The sequence below is a fragment of the Streptomyces sp. MA5143a genome, from assembly GCF_900290235.1.
Lineage (GTDB): Bacteria > Actinomycetota > Actinomycetes > Streptomycetales > Streptomycetaceae > Streptomyces.
Window position 1 is genome coordinate 24,015 of the sequence record NZ_OLMK01000112.1, and the last position, 17,771, is coordinate 41,785.

5 protein-coding genes are annotated in these 17,771 nt (G+C 74.5%); 3 read left to right on the forward strand and 2 right to left on the reverse strand.

Features of this window, described 5'->3' with window-relative positions; genetic code table 11:
* Window positions 1-144 precede the first annotated feature (144 nt).
* From SMA5143A_RS37440 to SMA5143A_RS37450, 3 genes are read left to right on the forward strand one after another with little or no spacing between them, the layout of a single operon-like run.
* Window positions 145-1,302: a cytochrome P450 gene (locus tag SMA5143A_RS37440; RefSeq protein ID WP_181362209.1), complete on the forward strand. Its 1,158-nt coding sequence runs from the start codon at window positions 145-147 to the stop codon at window positions 1,300-1,302.
* Window positions 1,296-2,654, forward strand: coding sequence for an NDP-hexose 2,3-dehydratase family protein (locus SMA5143A_RS37445; RefSeq protein ID WP_107467266.1), 1,359 nt, complete (start codon window positions 1,296-1,298; stop codon window positions 2,652-2,654). Before SMA5143A_RS37440 ends, SMA5143A_RS37445 begins: the two co-directional genes overlap by 7 nt.
* Window positions 2,651-3,652, forward strand: a complete 1,002-nt coding sequence (locus SMA5143A_RS37450; RefSeq protein ID WP_219923636.1) for a Gfo/Idh/MocA family protein — start codon at window positions 2,651-2,653, stop codon at window positions 3,650-3,652. The genes SMA5143A_RS37445 and SMA5143A_RS37450 overlap by 4 nt, the downstream gene beginning before the upstream one ends.
* A gap of 68 nt (window positions 3,653-3,720) precedes the next feature.
* Here SMA5143A_RS37450 and SMA5143A_RS37455 read toward each other — a convergent pair whose 3' ends face one another.
* Window positions 3,721-14,772: a type I polyketide synthase gene (locus SMA5143A_RS37455; RefSeq protein ID WP_107467267.1), complete on the reverse strand. Its 11,052-nt coding sequence runs from the start codon at window positions 14,770-14,772 to the stop codon at window positions 3,721-3,723.
* A 137-nt stretch (window positions 14,773-14,909) separates the two neighbouring features.
* Window positions 14,910-17,771: type I polyketide synthase (locus SMA5143A_RS37460; RefSeq protein ID WP_146194015.1), on the reverse strand; the 2,862-nt coding region annotated here is incomplete at its 5' end.

Genomic DNA, 17,771 nt, shown 5'->3' on the forward strand with positions numbered 1-17,771 from the left:
ACCGCCCCGGAGGTCGTCGTTTCCCACGGCGCCGACCGCCTGCCTGCGGCTCGTACCGCCTGTCACCCCACATTCACAGCGCCCTCCATCTCCATGACCGGGAGCCAGCCAATGGACGTAGTCGAGAACATTCATTCGTTTCCGATGAGCAAACCCACGGGCTTCGCGTATCCGCCGTGCTACCGCGAACTGCAGGACAAGGAGCCGCTCGCGCGGATCCGCATGGCGTACGGCACGGAGGCGCGGCTGATCACCCGGTACGCGGACGTCAGGACGGTGCTGTCGGACCCACGGTTCAGCAGGGCCGCGACGGTGGGCGCGGACATCCCCCGGCCGACGGCTCCCCTGCTGCACGACACCTCGATCCTCAGCCTCGACCCGCCGGAGCACACGCGGCTGCGCAAACTGGTCGCCCAGGCGTTCACGGTGCGCGGTGTCGAGACCATGCGGCCGCGGGTCGAGAAAGCCGTGGACGAGCTGCTGGACGCGATGGAGGAGCAGGGGCCGCCCGCCGACCTGGTGACCGCACTGGCCCGGCCGCTGCCCCTCACCGTCATCTGCGACATGCTGGGCGTGCCCGACGCGCAGAGCGACACCTTCCGCGCTCTGGCGCACACCTTGTTCACCGGCACCGATCAGGGCGAGGTGGAGTCCACGGTCGGGCAGATGATGGGGCTGATAGGTGAGCTGGTCGCGGAGCGCCGACGGGCCCCGTCCGACGATCTGCTGGGCAGGCTGGTCCAGGCCCGTGACCACGACGACCGGCTGAGCGAGGAGGAACTCGTCAACCTCGCGCTGACGCTGCTGGTCGGCGGGTTCGAGAACACCGCCCATGAGATCGCCAACTTCGCGGCCCTGGTCCTGGGCAGCCCCGAGCACCTGGCGGAGCTGCGGGCCTCACCCGAACTGGTGCCGGCGGCGGTCGAGGAGGTCCTGCGGATCGCGCCGCTCTCGGTCACCGGCGGGTTCGTACGGATCGCGGTCGACGACGTCGAGCTGAGTGCCGGCACCATCCGCAAGGGCGAGGCCGTGGTGATCGACACCCAGGCCGCGAACCTCGATCCGGCCGTGTTCGACGAGCCGACGCGGATGGACTTCCACCGCCCCGCCAATCCCCATCTCATCTTCGGCCACGGCGCCCACCGCTGCATCGGCGCGGAACTCGCCCGCATGGAGCTCCAGGTGGCGGCGGGGTCCCTGCTGCGGCGCTTCCCCAAGCTGGCGCTCGCGATCCCCCGGGACGCGATCGAGTTCACCGGGGGCGTCCTGCGCGGCCCCGCCTGCCTGCCCGTCACATGGTGAGCGCGGCGCCCGCCACGGCGGACTTCGCCACCTGGTTCGCCGAGCGCGCCCGGGTCAACGACCAGCGCGTCGAACCGATCCCGTTCGCGGACCTGGACGGCTGGGAATTCGACGGGGAGACGGGTGACCTGCGGCACCGCACCGGCCGGTTCTTCAGCGTGCGCGGCCTGCGGGTGCGGCCCGGCGGCGACGGCGGCGTCCCCGAACGGTGGCAACCGATCATCCACCAGCCGGAGATCGGCGTCCTCGGCATCCTCGCCAGGATGTTCGACGGCGTCCGGCACTTCCTGCTCCAGGCGAAGGCCGAACCCGGCAACGTCGACGGCGTCCAGCTGTCCCCGACCGTGCAGGCGACCCGCAGCAACTACACCCGGGTCCACCGGGGCGGGTCCGTCCGCTACCTGGAGTACTTCACCGACCGCCGGGGCCGGGTGCTGGTCGACGTCCTGCAGTCGGAGCAGGGCGCCTGGTTCCTGCACAAACGGAACCGCAACATGATCGTCGAGGTGGACGAGGAGGTGCCCGTCCACGACGACTTCCGGTGGCTCACCCTGGAGGAGATCAGGGCCCTGCTCCACCGGGACAACCTCGTCAACATGGACGCCCGTACGGTGCTGTCGTGTCTGCCCCGCGCCGACACCGAGGCCGGCGCGGCGGACGGGACGGGCCCCGCCTGGGCGGCCTCGACGGCAGCCCTGGGGCCCCGGCAGGGTGCCCTGCACTCCATGACGGAGCTGTCCAGCTGGTTCACCGACGCCAAGACCCGGTGCGAGCTGACCGCCGATCCCGTGTCGCTCACCTCGATCCCCGGCTGGCGCCGTACGCCGACGGAGATCGCGGCCGAGGACGGCGGGCGGTTCCGCATCGTCGCCGTCGACGTCAGCGCACCGCACCGCGAAGTGCCGCACTGGACACAGCCGATGCTGGCGCCCTGCTCCCGGGGACTGGCGGCCCTGCTGTACCGGGCGATCGGCGGGGTCCCGCACTTCCTGGTGCAGGCGCACGCCCAGGAGGGCTGTCTCGACCGGCTGGAGATCGGGCCGACGGTGCACTGCGTACCGGACGAGCACCGCGGCCGCCCGCCGGAGGAGCGGCCCCCCTACCTCGATGTCCTCGACGCGCTCGCCCCGGAGCGGATCCGCTACGACCGGATCCTGTCGGAGGAGGGCGGGCGGTTCCTCGCCGCGGAGAACCGCTATGTGATCGCTGAGCTGGACGAGGGCTTCCCGGCCCGGGTGCCCGCCGGGTACTGCTGGGTCACCCTGGGTCAGCTCAAGGAGCTGCTGCGCCACAGCCACTACGTCGACATCGAGGCGCGCACCCTCGTGGCCTGCGCGGAGGCACTGCGGTGAGCGGGCCGTCCGGAACCGGCCCGGAGCGCACGGTGCGGGTCGGTGTCCTCGGCTGCGCGGACATCGCCTGGCGCAGGGTGCTGCCCGCCATCACCGCCGAACCGAGAACCCGGCTGGTCGCGATCGCCAGCCGGGACGCTGCGAAGGCACGCCGGTTCACCGAGCGTTTCGGCGGTGAACCGGTCGAGGGCTACGACCGCCTCCTCGACCGCGGCGACCTCGACGCCGTCTACGTCCCGCTGCCCACCGGACTGCACGCCGCGTGGGCGGTGCGGGCGCTGCGCTCGGGTCTGCACGTGCTGGTGGAGAAACCCCTGGCGACCAGCCGCGCCGAGGCGGCCCTGATGCTGGAGACCGCCCGCGCCAACGGGGTGTGGTTGATGGAGAACTTCATGTTCCTCCACCACGGTCAGCACGAGGAGGTACGGCGGCTGGTCGCGGCCGGCGAGATCGGCGAACTGCGTTCCTTCAGCGCCGCGTTCGGCATCCCGCCGCTGCCCGCCGGGAACGTCCGGCACCGGGCCGACCTCGGCGGGGGCGCGCTGCTGGACGTCGGTGTGTATCCGCTGCGTGCCGCACGACTGCTGCTGGGCGGCGAACTCGACCCCGTGGGCGCGGTGTTGCGGGTGGACCCGGAACTCGGCGTGGACGTGGCGGGCCATGTGCTGCTGACCACTGCGGACGGGGTCACCGCCGAGCTGTCCTTCGGCTTCGAGCACTCCTACCGCTGCTCGTACGCGCTGTGGGGCGGCGGGGGCAGGATCGTCCTCGATCGTGCCTTCACCCCGCCGCCGACGCTGCGGCCCGTGCTGCGGCTGGAGCAGCAGGACCTCGTGCGGGAGATCACGCTGGCGGCCGACGACCAGTACGGGGCCGTGGTGCGGAGTTTCGCGGCGGCCGTGCTGGACGGGGTGCCGCCCCGGGACCGTGAGGAGGACCTGCTGGGCATGGGCGATCTGCTGGACCGGGTGCGGGCCTGCGCGCGGGAGATCCGTTAGAGGCACGGGAGTCGGGCGCCACGGGCGGGGCCCGGGGAGAGGTTCTCCCCGGGCCCCGCCCTCGTCGTTCAGGCGCCGTGCGCGGTCAGCCAGTCGTGCACGGTCCTCGCGGTGGTCCCGCCGTGCTCCTCGATCATGGAGTGGTGGTCACCGGGGACGTCGATCACGTCCAGGGGGACGGGCCAGACCGACTGCCACTCCTCGGGGCGCTCCCTCAGGTCGTCGGCGTCGACGGCGATGGGTTCGCAGGCGCGGACGAGGAGTGCGGGTGTGGCGATGGGGCGCGGCCGCCACGGCTCGAAGAGGGAGAAGTACGACGCCATCGCGGTGAGCCGGAGGCCGGTCATCCGGCCGAACTCCGCCTCGCGTTCGAGGGAGCGGGACTCCATGGCGTGGACGATGTAGTCGGTCTGCGGGGTGCCGGCCACATAGGTGTCCAGCATGACCACGCCGACGGCGGGGGTGCCGAGTTCCTCGAGGCGGGTGGCCACCGCGTAGGCGAGGGAACCTCCGGAGGAGCGGCCCGCGAGGGCGAACGGGGCGCCGTCGAGGGTGCGGGCGATGGTGCGGGCGGCGTGGTCCACGGCCGCCTCGACGCTTCCCGCGACCAGTTCGTCGGAGACGAACCCCGGCATCATCAGCGAGTGTGTGTCGCGCAGTCCGCGCAGCGGCCGGGCCAGGGCGACGAACTCCTGGTCGCTGGCCCACACGGAGGTGGACGGCAGCCCGACGAGGGCGGGGTGGCGGCCTCCGTCACCGAGCTTGACCAGGGCCGGTGCCTTGCCGACCGCGTCGGCCGAGGTGAACGCGGGGCGCAGGCCGGCGGAGTTCATCAGGACCTTCCCGGCCTGGTCGTAGCGGCCGACGGTGACGGCGTGACGGTAGAGGGACTCCACGGCCTGGGCGACGGCCGTGGTCGGGTCGGCCGGGGCGGCGGCCCGCACGGGTGCCGCCGCCGGGGCGGTGAGCTGCCGGTCGAGGGCGGCGGCGAGGTCGCCGGGGGTGGGGTGGTCGAAGACCAGGGTGGGTTGCAGCCGCAGGCCGGTGGCGGTGGCGAGCCGGTTGCGCAGTTCGACGGAGGTGAGCGAGTCGAAGCCCAGTTCACCGAAGGCACGGTCCGCGGTGAGGCCGTCGGTGCCGCTGTGCCCGAGGACCCGGGCGGCCTCCGCGCACACCAGCTCCACCAGCGCGGTCCCCCGGTCGGCCGGGGCGAGGGCGGCCAGGGCGGAGGCGTCCGCGCGGCCGGTGCCGCGGACAAGGGTCCGCCGGGGGGCGCTGCCGCGCACCAGGGACCGCAGGACGGCGGGGACACGGTCGGCGGGGACGGGGGTGGCACCCGGGGAGAGCCCGAGGGGAACGAGCAGGGCGTCGTCGGGGGTTGCCAGGGCGCGGTCGAGGGCGGCGAGACCGGAGGCGGCGGTGAACGGCCGTACTCCGTCCGCCCCCGGTCGGGGCCGCTCACCGGCGGTGAGCGCGTCGGCCATGCCGCCGACGCCCTGCCAGGGTCCCCAGGCCAGGGACAGCGCGGGCAGACCGAGCGAGCGGCGGTGCTGTGCCAGGGCGTCGAGGAACGCGTTGGCGGCGGCGTAGTTGGCCTGGCCCGGACTGCCGAGCACACCGGCGGCGGAGGAGAACAGCACGAAGGCCGTGAGGTCGAGGCCCCGGGTCAGCTCGTGCAGCTGCCAGGCGGCGTCCGCCTTGGGGCGCAGCACCGCCGTGAGCCGCTCCGCGGTGAGGTCGCCGAGCAGCCCGTCGTCGACGACCCCGGCGAGATGGACGACGGCGGTGAGGGGGTGTTCGACGGGCACGCCGGACACCAGCCCGGCCAGCTGCTCGCGGTCGGCGACGTCGCACGCCGCCCAGGTGACCCGGGCACCGGCCTCGGCGAGTTCGGCCGCCAGCTCGTCCGCGCCGGGTGCGGCGGGCCCCCGGCGGCCGGCCAGCAGCAGATGCCGCACGCCGTGCCGGGCCACGAGATGACGGGCCACCAGGGCACCGAGGGCACCGGTGGCACCGGTGATCAGGACGGTACGGTCAGGGCCGAAGGGCGTGCCGGGGAGGGGTGCCCGGGGGGTGGCGGCCATGGGCGGCGGGGGCGCCGCGGACTTGACCTTTTCGGGTCCGGGCGCCCCGGACGCGCCCGGCTCGGGTGACGGGGCGGTCCCGGACGACGGGGTCACCGCCGGTCCTTCCGCGTGGGGGCCTCCCGCGACCGGGGCATCGGCGGTCGCGGGAGGGGTCTGTCGGGCCGCCGGGTCCTCGGGCGGCGGCAGGGGGGTGAGCCTCGGGACGTGGGGGATCCCGTGGCGGAGGGCCAGTTGGGGTTCGCCGGTCGCCAGGGCTCGGGGCAGGGCCGCGAGGGACGCGGTGTCGTCGTCGAGGTCGACGAGGACGAGGCGCTCGGGATGTTCGGACTGGGCGGCTCGGACCAGGCCCCAGACGGCTGCGGCGGCGGGGAGCGGACCGGGGTCGTCGGGGGCGGCCGTGACGGCGCCGTGGGTGGCGAGGACGAGACGGGTGCCGGTGAGCCGCTGGTCGTCGAGCCAGGGGCGCAGGGTGTCGAGCAGCTGCCGGGTCACCGCGTGGGCGTCGGCGGCCGTGTCGCCCCGGCCGGGCGGGTCGCAGATCTGGAGGACGGTCGCGGGCGCCGGGACACCCGTGTCGATCGTGTCGGTGAGGGCGTCCCGGTCGAGGTAGGGGACGACGTCCCGGCCGATGGCCGCGGCCAGCCGGGGACGCAGTTCGCGGGGGTCGAGGCCGAGCAGACCCCATCCTCCGGTCGCCGACGGTGGTTCGGCGGCCGGGGGCACCGTCGGCCAGTCCAGCCGGTACAGCGGCTCGGCTCGGGGGGTGGTGCCGGCCGGGGCCGCGGGGACGGCGGACGGCGCGCGCAGGGTCAGGGCGTCGATGTCCAGGACGGGCAGGCCGTCGGGGGTGGTGGCTCGTACGGTGACGGCCCCGTCGGGGGTGGGCGTGAGCCGGACCCGCAGTGCGGACGCGCCGGTCGCGTACGCCCGGAGGCCGGACCAGGCGAACGGCAGGCCCGCCGGGACGGCCGTGCCGTCGGGCCGGTCCGCGCCGAGGATGCCGAGGGCGAGTGGTTGGAGGGCGGCGTCGAGGAGGGCGGGGTGGACGGTGAAGCCGTCGGCGCTCCCGTCGTCGGCGGCACTCTCGTCGTCGGCGCCCCGCTCGGCGGTGTCGGGCAGGGTGACGTGGCAGTGCAGTGCGCCGTCCGCCTGCCAGAGTTCGGTCAGGCCCCGAAAGACGGGACCGTAGTCGAGGCCGGCCGCGGCGGTCGTGGCGTAGAAGTCGTCCAGCGGGACGGGGCGCGCGCCGGGCGGCGGCCACACGGTGCTGCCGGCCGCGGGCGCCCCGGCGGGGGCGGGGGCGAGCGCACCCGAGGCGTGGCGGGTCCATGGGTCGTCGGAGGCGGTCTCCGGCCGGGCGTGGAGGGTGAAGGGGCGCCGCCCGTCGTCGTCCGCGCTGTCGACGGTGAGCCGGACCGCGACTCCGCCCCTTTCGGGCAGCGGCAGGGGGGCGTGGATGACGAGTTCGTCGAGCGTGTCGCACCCGACGTGGCCGCCGGCGTGCAGGGCGAGGTCCACGAGGGCGGTGCCGGGCAGCACCGGGACGCCGCCGAGCGCGTGCTCGGCGAGCCAGGGCTGGTCGGCGCGGTCGAGGCGGCCGGTGAGCAGCAGTCCGCCGGTGCCGGGCAAGTCGGTGACGGCGCCGAGGAGCGGGTGCCCGGCGGTGGTCAGGCCGATGGAGGAGGCGTCCCGGCCGCCGCCCGTGCCGGTGCCGAGCACGCGCAGCCAGAACCGGTGGTGCTGGAAGGCGTAGGTGGGAAGCGGGACGGTGCGGGCGCCGCTGCCCGCGTAGTACGCCCGCCAGTCGACGGGGGTGCCGTGGACGGCGAGGCGGGTGAGGGCGGTGACCAGGGCGTCCGCCTCGTCGCGGTCCGCGTCGCGGAGGGTGGCGAGGCAGGTCACGGTGTCCTCGGTGTGTTCGGCGGCGGTCGCCGCCGCCATGGCGGTCAGGGCACCGCCGGGACCCGCTTCCAGGAAGGTGCGCACTCCCCGGTCGAGCAGGGTGCGCACGCCGTCGGCGAAACGGACGGTGTTCCGGACGTGGCGCACCCAGTAGCCGGGGGCGCGCAGGTCGCCGACGGCCGCGGGGGCACCGGTGAGGTTGGAGATGAGGGGCAGGACCGGCTCGTGGAACTCGACGTCGGCCAGGGCTGCGGCGAAGTCGGCGAGCATGGGCTCCATGAGCGGGGAGTGGAAGGCGTGGCTGACGGTGAGCATCCGGGTGCGGTGGCCGCGTCCGACGAACTCGGCCGCCACGTCGAGGATGGCGTTCTCCGGCCCGGACACGACCACGGAGGTGGGCCCGTTGACGGCGGCGATGCCGATCCGGCGGTCCCGGTGGGCGGCGAGCACGGCGACGACCGTGGTCTCGTCGGCCTCGACCGCGAGCATCGAACCGCCGGCGGGCAGCGCCTGCATGAGGCTGCTGCGGGCGGCGACCACACGGCAGGCGTCGGGCAGTGACCAGACTCCCGCCACATGGGCGGCGACGAGTTCACCGACGGAGTGGCCGATGAGCACGTCGGGACGGACGCCCCAGCTCTCCAGGAGGCGGTAGAGCGCGGTCTCCACGGCGAACAGGGCGGGCTGGGTGTATGCGGTCCGGTCCAGTTCCGTCCGCCGTTCCAAGTCGTCCGCGAAGACGACGTCCCGCAGGGGACGGTCGAGCAGCGGGTCGAAGGCGGCGCAGATCTCGTCGAAGGCGGCGGCGAAGACGGGGTGACGCTCGTACAGGTCGCGGCCCATGTGGGGGCGTTGGGAGCCCTGTCCGGGGAAGACCACCGCGAGCGGGGTCTCCCGTGCGGTGCCCCGGACGACGTCGGGGGCCGTGGGGTCGCCGTCGGCGAGCGCGCGGAGCCCGGCGAGGAGGGCGGCCGGGGCGTCGGCGACGACGGCCGCGCGGTGGGTGAGGGCGCCGCGGGTGGTGGCCAGGGAGCAGGCGATGTCGAGCGGCGCGACCCCGGTCCGCGAGTCCAGGTGGGCGAGGAGCCGCGCGGCCTGGGCGCGCAGGGCGGCCTCGGTGTGGCCGGAGACCAGCCAGGGCACCACGGCCGCGGGGCGGGGCTCCGACGGCACCGGTGCGCCGACGACGGCCGACGGTGCGGGGGCGACCGCCGGGACCGGTGGTGCGGGGGCGACCGCCGGGGCCGACTGTCCGGGCGGGACCGGCATGTCCGGCTGTCCGGACGCGGGCGTCTCGTACGGGTGACCGGTGGAGGTCGCGTCCGCGGGGACGGGGGGCCGGTCGGCCGGGGTGTCGCCGGGGGCCTCGTCCGGCGCTGTTTCCGGGGCCTGTTCCAGGATGAGGTGGGCGTTGGTGCCGCTGATGCCGAAGGACGAGACGGCGGCGCGGCGGGGTCGGCCGGTCTCGGGCCAGGGCCGGTTGCCGGTGAGGAGGCGTACGGCGCCGGCGGACCAGTCGACCTGTCGGGTCGGCTCGTCCACGTGCAGGGTGCGCGGCAGGGTGCCCGCCCGCAGAGCCATGATCGTCTTGATGACGCCGGCGACGCCCGCCGCGTACTGGGTGTGTCCGATGTTCGACTTGACGGAGCCGAGCCACAGCGGCCGTTCGGCGTCGCGGTCCCTGCCGTACGTGGCGAGCAGGGCCTGGGCCTCGATGGGGTCGCCGAGGCGGGTGCCGGTGCCGTGGGCCTCGACGGCGTCCACGTCGGACGGAGTGAGGCCCGCCCCGTCCAGCGCGGCGCGGATGACGCGCTGCTGGGAGGGCCCGTTGGGGGCGGTGAGGCCGTTGGAGGCGCCGTCCTGGTTCACCGCCGAGCCGCGGACCAGGCCGAGGACGCGGTGCCCGTTGGCGCGCGCGTCCGACAGGCGTTCCAGGACGACGATGCCGACGCCCTCGCCCCATCCGGTGCCGTCGGCGGCGTCCGCGAACGCCTTGCAGCGGCCGTCTGCGGCGAGGCCGCCCTGGTTGGCGAACTCGGCGAACGCCCCCGGTGTGGCCATGACGGTGACGCCGCCGGCGAGGGCGAGGTCGCACTCCCCCGCGCGCAGCGCCTGGCCGGCGAGGTGGAGGGCGACGAGGGAGGAGGAGCAGGCGGTGTCGACGGTGACGGCCGGCCCCTCCAGGCCGAGTACATAGGAGACCCGGCCCGACATGACGCTGCCGGACGAGCTGGTCAGCGCGTAACCTCCGGCGAGGGAGGCGGAGTTCATCAGCAGGGCGCCGTACTCCTGGGGTGTGCCGCCGACGAACACGCCCGTGCGGCTGCCGCGCAGCGACAGCGGGTCGATGCCGGTCCGTTCGATCGCCTCCCAGGAGGTCTCCAGGAGGAGCCGCTGTTGCGGGTCCATGGAGAGGGCCTCGCGTGGGGAGATGCCGAAGAACTCGGCGTCGAAGTCACCGGCGTCGTAGAGGAAGGCGCCCTGTCCTGCGAGGGTGGTATCGCGTCCCGGGTCGTACAGCGACAGGGCCTCCCAGCCCCGGTCGGTCGGGAAGTCGCCCATCTCGTCGCGGCCCTCGGTGACGAGTGTCCACAGGTCCTCGGGGCCGCGGACGCCACCGGGGTAGCGGCAGGCCATGCCGACGACGGCGAGCGGGTCGTCGTCCGTGGTACGCCGTACGGCCGGTGCCGTGCCCGCGGCGTCGGCGCCGCCGAGAAGTTCGTCGCGCAGCCGTCCGGCGAGGGCGGTGGGGGTGGGGTGGTCGAAGACGAGGGTGGCGGGCAGGCGCAGTCCGGTGGCGGTGTTGAGCCGGTTGCGGAGTTCGGTGGCGGTCAGGGAGTCGAAGCCGAGGTCCTTGAAGGGGCGGTGGGCGGCGACCTCCGCCGCGTCCGTGTGGCCGAGCACGGCGGCGGCACGGGAACGCACCAACTCCAGCAGTGTGGCGCGCTGTTCCGGCTCGCTCAGGGCGGCGAGGGTGCCGCGCAGCTGCCCGGCTGCGGTGCCGTCGGCGCGGTCGGCGCCGGGCCGTTCGCCGTTCAGGGCGCGGACGGCCTCGGGGATCTCCTCGATGAGCGGACGGCGCCGGGCGAGGGCGTAGACGGGGGCGAACCGCTCCCAGTCCATGTCGCTGACGGTGAGTGTGGTCTCCGCCTGCTCGACGGCCTCCCACAGCACGTCGATGGCGGAGTCCGGCCGCATGGGCCGTACGCCCATCCGTTCCAACTGGTCGGCGAGTGCCGGGAATCCGGACAGCATGCCCCCGTCGGCCCAGCCGCCCCAGGCGACGGAGGTGGCCGTCAGCCCCCGCGCCCGCCGCTCGTACGCCAGCCCGTCCAGATACGCGTTGGCCGCCGCGTACGTACCGTTGCCCGCGCTCCCCCACACCGCCGCCCCTGACGAGAACAGCACGAACGCGTCCAGATCCAGACCCGCCGTCAGCTCGTCGAGATGACGGGCACCCTCCACCTTCGCCGCCGTACCGTCCGCGAACTCCCTCTGCCCGACGTCGAGCACCGGGCCGTAGGAATGGGAGCTGGCGGTGTGGAGGACCGCGGTGAGGGGGGTCTCCCCCGGTATGTCCGCCAGTACGGCCGCCAGGGCGTCGCGGTCCGCCACGTCGCATGCCGCGAACGTCACCTCCGCGCCCAGCGCCCGCAGTTCCTCGGCGAGTGCCCCGGTACCCGGCGCCTCGGGGCCGCGCCGGCTGAGCAGCAGGAGGTGCTCGGCGCCCTCGGCGGCCAGCCGACGGGCCAGATGGGCGGCGATCCCGCCGGTGCCGCCCGTGATGAGCACGGTGCCGCGTGGCTTCCACGGGCGGACGGGGCCTCGGTCGGTGAGCGGGGCGCGGACCAGCCGCCGCGCGTAGACGGCGGACCCCCGGATCGCGAGCTGGTCCTCGGGCCCCGCGGAGCCCGCCAGGAGGGCGGCCAGCACCTCCGCCGTGCTCTCGCTCCACACCCGGGGCAGGTCGACGAGCCCGCCCCACCGGTCCGGGTGCTCCAGGCCCACCACCTGTCCCAGCCCCCACAGTTGGGCGGCCGTCCCGCGCACGTCGTCGCTCGTCGCCACGGCCGCCCCGCCGCGCGTCAGCCACCACAGCGGCGCCCGCGCTCCGGCTGCGTCCAACTCCTGTGTCAGTGCGAGGGCGTCGGTTGCCGAGTCGAGCAGTGAGACGACCCCCCGGTAGGCACCGTCGAGCCCGGTGGCGGGCACGCCGGACACCTCCACCTCGGCCCCGGCCGTCCGCAGTGCCTCGGCGACCTCGCCCCCGTCACCGCCGGGGGCGACCAGCAGCCAGCGGCCCTCCAGGGGGGCGGCGGCCGTCGGGGTGATCCGCCGCCAGGCCACCCGGTAGCGCCAGCCGTCCACGGATCGACCGACGGCGGCGCCCGTCGCGGCGGGCGTGTCGGTCCAGTAGCGCCGGTGCTGGAAGGCATAGGTGGGCAGGTCGACGGTCCGGGCCCCGGTCCCGGCGTAGCACTTCCGCCAGTCGACGGGCGCCCCGTGCACATACGCCTCCGCCAACGACAGCAGCAGCCTCTCCAGGCCGCCGTCGTCCCGGCGCAGGGTGCCCGTGACGGCCACGTCGCGTTCGGCAGCCTCCGCCGTCTCCTGCACCGCCCCCGTCAGCACGGCGTGCGGGCTCATCTCCACGAACAGCCCGTGTCCCTGCTCCAGCAGCCCCCGCGTCGTCTCCTCGAACCGCACCGGCTGCCGCAGGTTGCAGAACCAGTACCCGCCGTCCAGTCCGGCCGTGTCGAAGCGGCCCCCGGTGACGCACGAGTGGAACGCCACCTTCGAGGACACCGGCACCACGGGCGCCAGCACCTCCGCCAGCTCCTCCCGGATGTCCTCCACATGAGCGGAGTGCGAGGCGTAGTCGACGGCGATGCGCCGGGCGCGTGCGCCGCGCGCCTCCGCCTCGACGATCACCTCGTCCAGGCCCTCGGGCGTACCGGCCACGACCACCGAGGAGGGGCCGTTGACCGCGGCCACCTCGACCCGGCCGTCGAGGAGGGGCGTCATCGTGCGTACGTCATCGGCCGGAAGTCGTACGGAGGCCATGCCGCCCTTGCCGGACAGGGCCAGGATCGCCTGGGACCGGAGGGCGACCACCCGCGCTCCGTCCACCAGGGACAGCCCCCCGGCCACGACGGCGGCCGCGATCTCCCCCTGCGAATGCCCTACGACCGCCGCCGGCTCCACCCCGTACGACCGCCACACCTCAGCCAGCGACACCATCACCGCCCACAACACCGGCTGCACCACATCCACCCGACCCAACGCAGCCTCGTCGGACAGGACTTCGCGCAGCGACCAGTCGACATACGCCGACAACGCCTCCTCGCACTCCCCCATCCGCTCCGCGAACACCGGCGAGGTCTCCCACAGCTCCACCGCCATCCCCACCCACTGCGACCCCTGACCCGGAAACACGAAGACGGCCTTGCCCTTCGTGCCCGTGCCGGTCACGACGCCGGGTGCGTCGTCGCCGTCCGCCAGGGCCCGTACGCGGGCGAGGAGGCCGTCGCGCGAGTCGGCGAGGACGACGGCGCGGTGCGCGAGGGCGGCGCGGGTGACGGCGAGGGAGTGTCCGATGTCGGGGGCCGTGTGGTCGGGGTGTGCGGCGGCGTGGTCCAGGAGGCGGCGGGCCTGGTCGCGCAGGGCCGCCTCGGTGGCTGCGGAGAGCGTCCAGGGGGTGGGTCCGGTGTGGGGCCGGTCCTCGTGCGTCGGCGCGGACTCCGCCGTGTCGTCGGGTTCCGGGGCCTGTTCCAGCACCACATGAACGTTGGTGCCGCTGATCCCGAACGACGACACCCCGGCCCGACGCGGCCGCCCGGTCTCCGGCCAGACACGCGCCTCGGTCAGCAACTCCACCGCCCCCGCCGACCAGTCGACCTCCTTCGACGGCTCATCCACATGCAACGTCCTCGGCAACAACCCCTGCCGCAGAGCCAGCACCGTCTTGATCACACCAGCGACTCCGGACACCGCCTGCGTATGACCGATGTTCGACTTCAACGACCCCAGGAACAACGGCCGTTCACGATCCTGACCATACGTCGCCAACAACGCCTGCGCCTCGATCGGATCACCCAGCCGCGTCCCCGTACCATGCGCCTCCACCGCGTCCACCTCCGACGGCGACAGGCCGGCACTCGCCAGAGCCTGCCGGATGACCCGCTGCTGAGCAGGACCGTTCGGCGCACTCAAACCGTTCGACGCACCGTCCTGATTCGCCGCCGAACCACGAACCACCGCGAGCACGGGATGACCGTTGCGCCGAGCGTCCGACAGGCGTTCCAGCAGGACGACGGCGGCTCCCTCGCCCCAGCCGATGCCGTCGGCGGCGTCGGCGAACGCCTTGCAGCGGCCGTCGGCGGCGAGACCGCGCTGACGGGCGAAGATGACGAAGCCGGCCGGGGTCGCGAGGATGCCGACTCCGGCGGCCAGGGCCATGGAGCAGTCGCCCTGACGCAGCGACTGGGCGGCGAGGTGGAGGGCGACGAGAGAGGACGAGCAGGCGGTGTCGACGGTCACCGCCGGTCCCTGAAGACCGAGGGAGTAGGAGACACGGCCGGACATGACGCTGCCGGTGCCGCCGGTGATGGCGTACCCCTGGTCCTCCTCGGAGTCGATCAGGAGGGCTCCGTAGCCGGTGGGCAGGCCGCCGACGAAGACACCGGTGCGGCTGCCGCGCAGGGAGAGAGGGTCGATCCGGGCGCGTTCGATCGCCTCCCAGGAGGTCTCCAGGAGCAGGCGCTGCTGCGGGTCCATGGCCAGCGCCTCGCGGGGCGAGATGCCGAACAACGTGGGGTCGAAATCGCCCGCCTCGTAGAGGAACGCACCTTCGCGGGTGTAGGTCTTGCCCGGCTTGTCGGGGTCCGGGTCGTACAGGTCGTCCAGGTCCCAGCCCCGGTCGGTGGGCAGGCCGCCGACCGTGTCCACGCCGTCGGCGACGAGGCGCCACAGCTTCTCCGGCGAATCGGCGCCGCCGGGCAGACGGCAGGCCATGCCGATGACGGCCAGGGGTTCACGCCACCGGTCCTGGGACTCGCGCAACCGGTCGCGGGTCTGCTGCAACTCTGCCGTGACCCGCCGCAGATACGTGCGGAGCTTGTCCTCGGTCATGGTCGACTCCAGATCGGTGTGGGGGCGCCTGCGCGGGCCGCGGACGGCGGGGGCCGTGCGCGGCGCGACGAGGTCGCCCGGCTGCGGGTGGGCGCGGCGGGGCAGGGTGGGGCGGGACAGGACGGGCGGTGCCGGCGTCAGCCGACGCCCAGGTCGCGGTCGATGAGGTCGAAGATCTCGTCGTCCGTGGCGGCCTCCAGGCCGTCGGCGGTCCGGGGTGGGGCGTCCGGGTCGGTGCCGCTGAGCCGGGCCGCGAGATCACGCAGTCGCTGTGCTACGTCGGCTCGGGTGCCGGGGTCCATGTCGGGCGCGGTCACCGCCGGGAGGAGTGCCTTTTCCATGCGGTCGAGCTCCTGCTGGACGCGCAGGGCGTCCATCGGGTCGTCCGGTGCGCCGCCGAGGAGTTCGTCGTGCAGGAGGCCGGCGAGGGCGGTGGGGGTGGGGTGGTCGAAGACGAGGGTCGCGGGCAGCCGCAGTCCGGTGGCGGTGTTGAGCCGGTTGCGGAGTTCGGTGGCGGTGAGGGAGTCGAAGCCGAGGTCCTTGAACGGCCGGTCGGGCGTGAGGGCGTCCGGGGAGGCGTGACCGAGGACGGCCGCCGCGTGTTCGCGGACCAGGTCCAGGAGAGAGTCCCGGCGTTCGAGGTCGGTGAGCCCGGCGAGGCTCTCGCGCAACCGGGCGGCGGCGTTGGTGTCGGCCGTCGCGGTGTCGTCGGCCGGGTCCCCGCCGTGGAGGACTCGGGCGGCCTCGGGGATCTCCTCGATGAGGGGGCGGCGTCGCGAGAGCGCGTAGACGGGTGCGAACCGCTCCCAGTCCATGTCACTGACGGTGAGAGCGGTCTCGCCCTGTCCGACGGCCTCGCTCATGACCCCGATCGCCAATTCCGGCTGCATCTGCCGCAGCCCCATACGCTCCAGCTGTCCGGCGACGGACTCGGAGCCTTGGAGCATGCCGCCTCCCGCCCAGCCGCCCCAGGCGACGGAGGTGGCCGTCAGCCCCCGCGCCCGCCGCTCGTACGCCAGCCCGTCCAGATACGCGTTGGCCGCCGCGTACGTACCGTTGCCCGCGCTCCCCCACACCGCCGCCCCCGACGAGAACAGCACGAACGCGTCCAGATCCAGACCCGCCGTCAGCTCGTCGAGATGACGGGCACCCTCCACCTTCGCCGCCGTACCGGAGACGAGTTCGTCCCCGTCGATGGACAGCACGTCGGAGAAGGTCGCCACACCGGCGGCGTGGGCGACCGCGGTGAGGGGGGTCTCCTGCGGTATGTCCGCCAGTACGGCCGCCAGGGCGTCGCGGTCCGCCACGTCGCACGCCGCGAACGTCACGCGTGTCCCCCGTGCCTCCAGTTCCCGGCCGAGGTCGACGGCGCCGGGCGCCGCCCTGCCGCGGCGGCTCGTCAGCACCAGGTGCTCCGCGCCCTCGGCGGCGAGCCACCGGGCGACGTGCGCGCCGATGCCGCCCGTACCACCGGTGACGAGGACGGTGCCGCGCGGTTCCCAGACCTGCTCCGGCCGGCGTCCGCCCGACAGGGCCCGCACCAGCCGCCGTACGTACGTACCGGACTCACGCACGGCCACCTGGTCCTCGACGCCGACGGCACCTTGGAGGGCCGTGTCGCCGAGGGCGGCGCGGGCCCGGCTGTCGTCGCCCTCGCCGGTGCGGTGGTCGCGCCCCGCGGCGAGTACGGCCGCCAGCCTGCGCCCCGTGTCCTCGGTCCAGTCGGCCGGCAGGTCGACGAGCCCGCCCCACCGGTCCGGGTGCTCCAGGCCCACCACCTGTCCCAGCCCCCACAGCTGGGCCGCCTCCGGGCTGACGACGTCGCCCGCGACGACCGGGGCGGCACCCTCGGTCAGCCACCACGACGGCGCCGTCACATCAGCGGCACGGAGGTCACGGAGCAGAGTCACTGCGTCGCCGAGGGAGCGCGGGACCGCGATCACGCCCGCGTAGTCGCCGGGGGCCGCCTGCGCCGCGAGGGTCACCTCGGCTCCGGCCGCCCGTAGCGCGGCGGCGATCCGGCCCTCGGCCGTCGTGGGTACGTCGGCCCGGGGGCTCGCGCCGGGGTCCCTCTCCATGTGGGATGCCTCGGGGGCGATCAGCAGCCATCGTCCGGCGAGGCGCGGGCCCTCGCCGTCGGGGAGGGTGCCTCGTCGCCATACGACCCGGTAGCGCCAGTCGTCGACGGCGCGGCCCTTGCCGGCGGCGACCGCCGTCGTCTCGGGCCAGTAGCGGCGATGCTGGAAGGCGTACGTCGGGAGATCGACGTGAGGCACGCGGGAGTCGGGGGTGGGGTCGGCTCCGACGGGCGCGAAGCGCACCCGCCAGTCGACGGGTGCCCCGTGCACATACGCCTCCGCCAACGACAGCAGCAGCCTCTCCAGGCCGCCGTCGTCCCGGCGCAGGGTCCCGGTGACGGCCACGTCCCGACCGGCCGCCTCCGCCGTCTCCTGCACGGCACCGGCCAGGACGGGGTGCGCGCTGACCTCGACGAAGAGCCGATGGCCGGCCTCCACCAGCCCCCTGATCACGGACTCCAGCCGCACCGTCGACCGCAGGTTGCGGTACCAGTACCCGGCGTCCAGCCCGGCCGTGTCGAACCGTCCCGCCGTGACCGTGGAGTGGAACGGCACCGAGGCCCCCGTGGGCGATATGTCCGCCAGGACCGCCGGAATCTCCTCCCCCAACTGCTCGACCTGTACGGAGTGCGAGGCGTAGTCCACCTCGACCCGCCGGGCACGCGCGCCCCGCGCCTCCGCCTCGACGATCACCTCGTCCAGACCCTCCGGCGTACCCGCCACGACCACCGAGGAAGGACCGTTGACCGCAGCCACCTCCACCCGGCCGTCCGTCACCGGGGCGAACTGCTCCACCTCCACCACCGGGAGTTGCACGGAGGCCATACCGCCCTCGCCGGACAGGGCCAGGATCGCCTTCGAACGCAACGCCACCACCCGGGCACCGTCGTCCAACGACAAGGCCCCCGCCACCACCGCCGC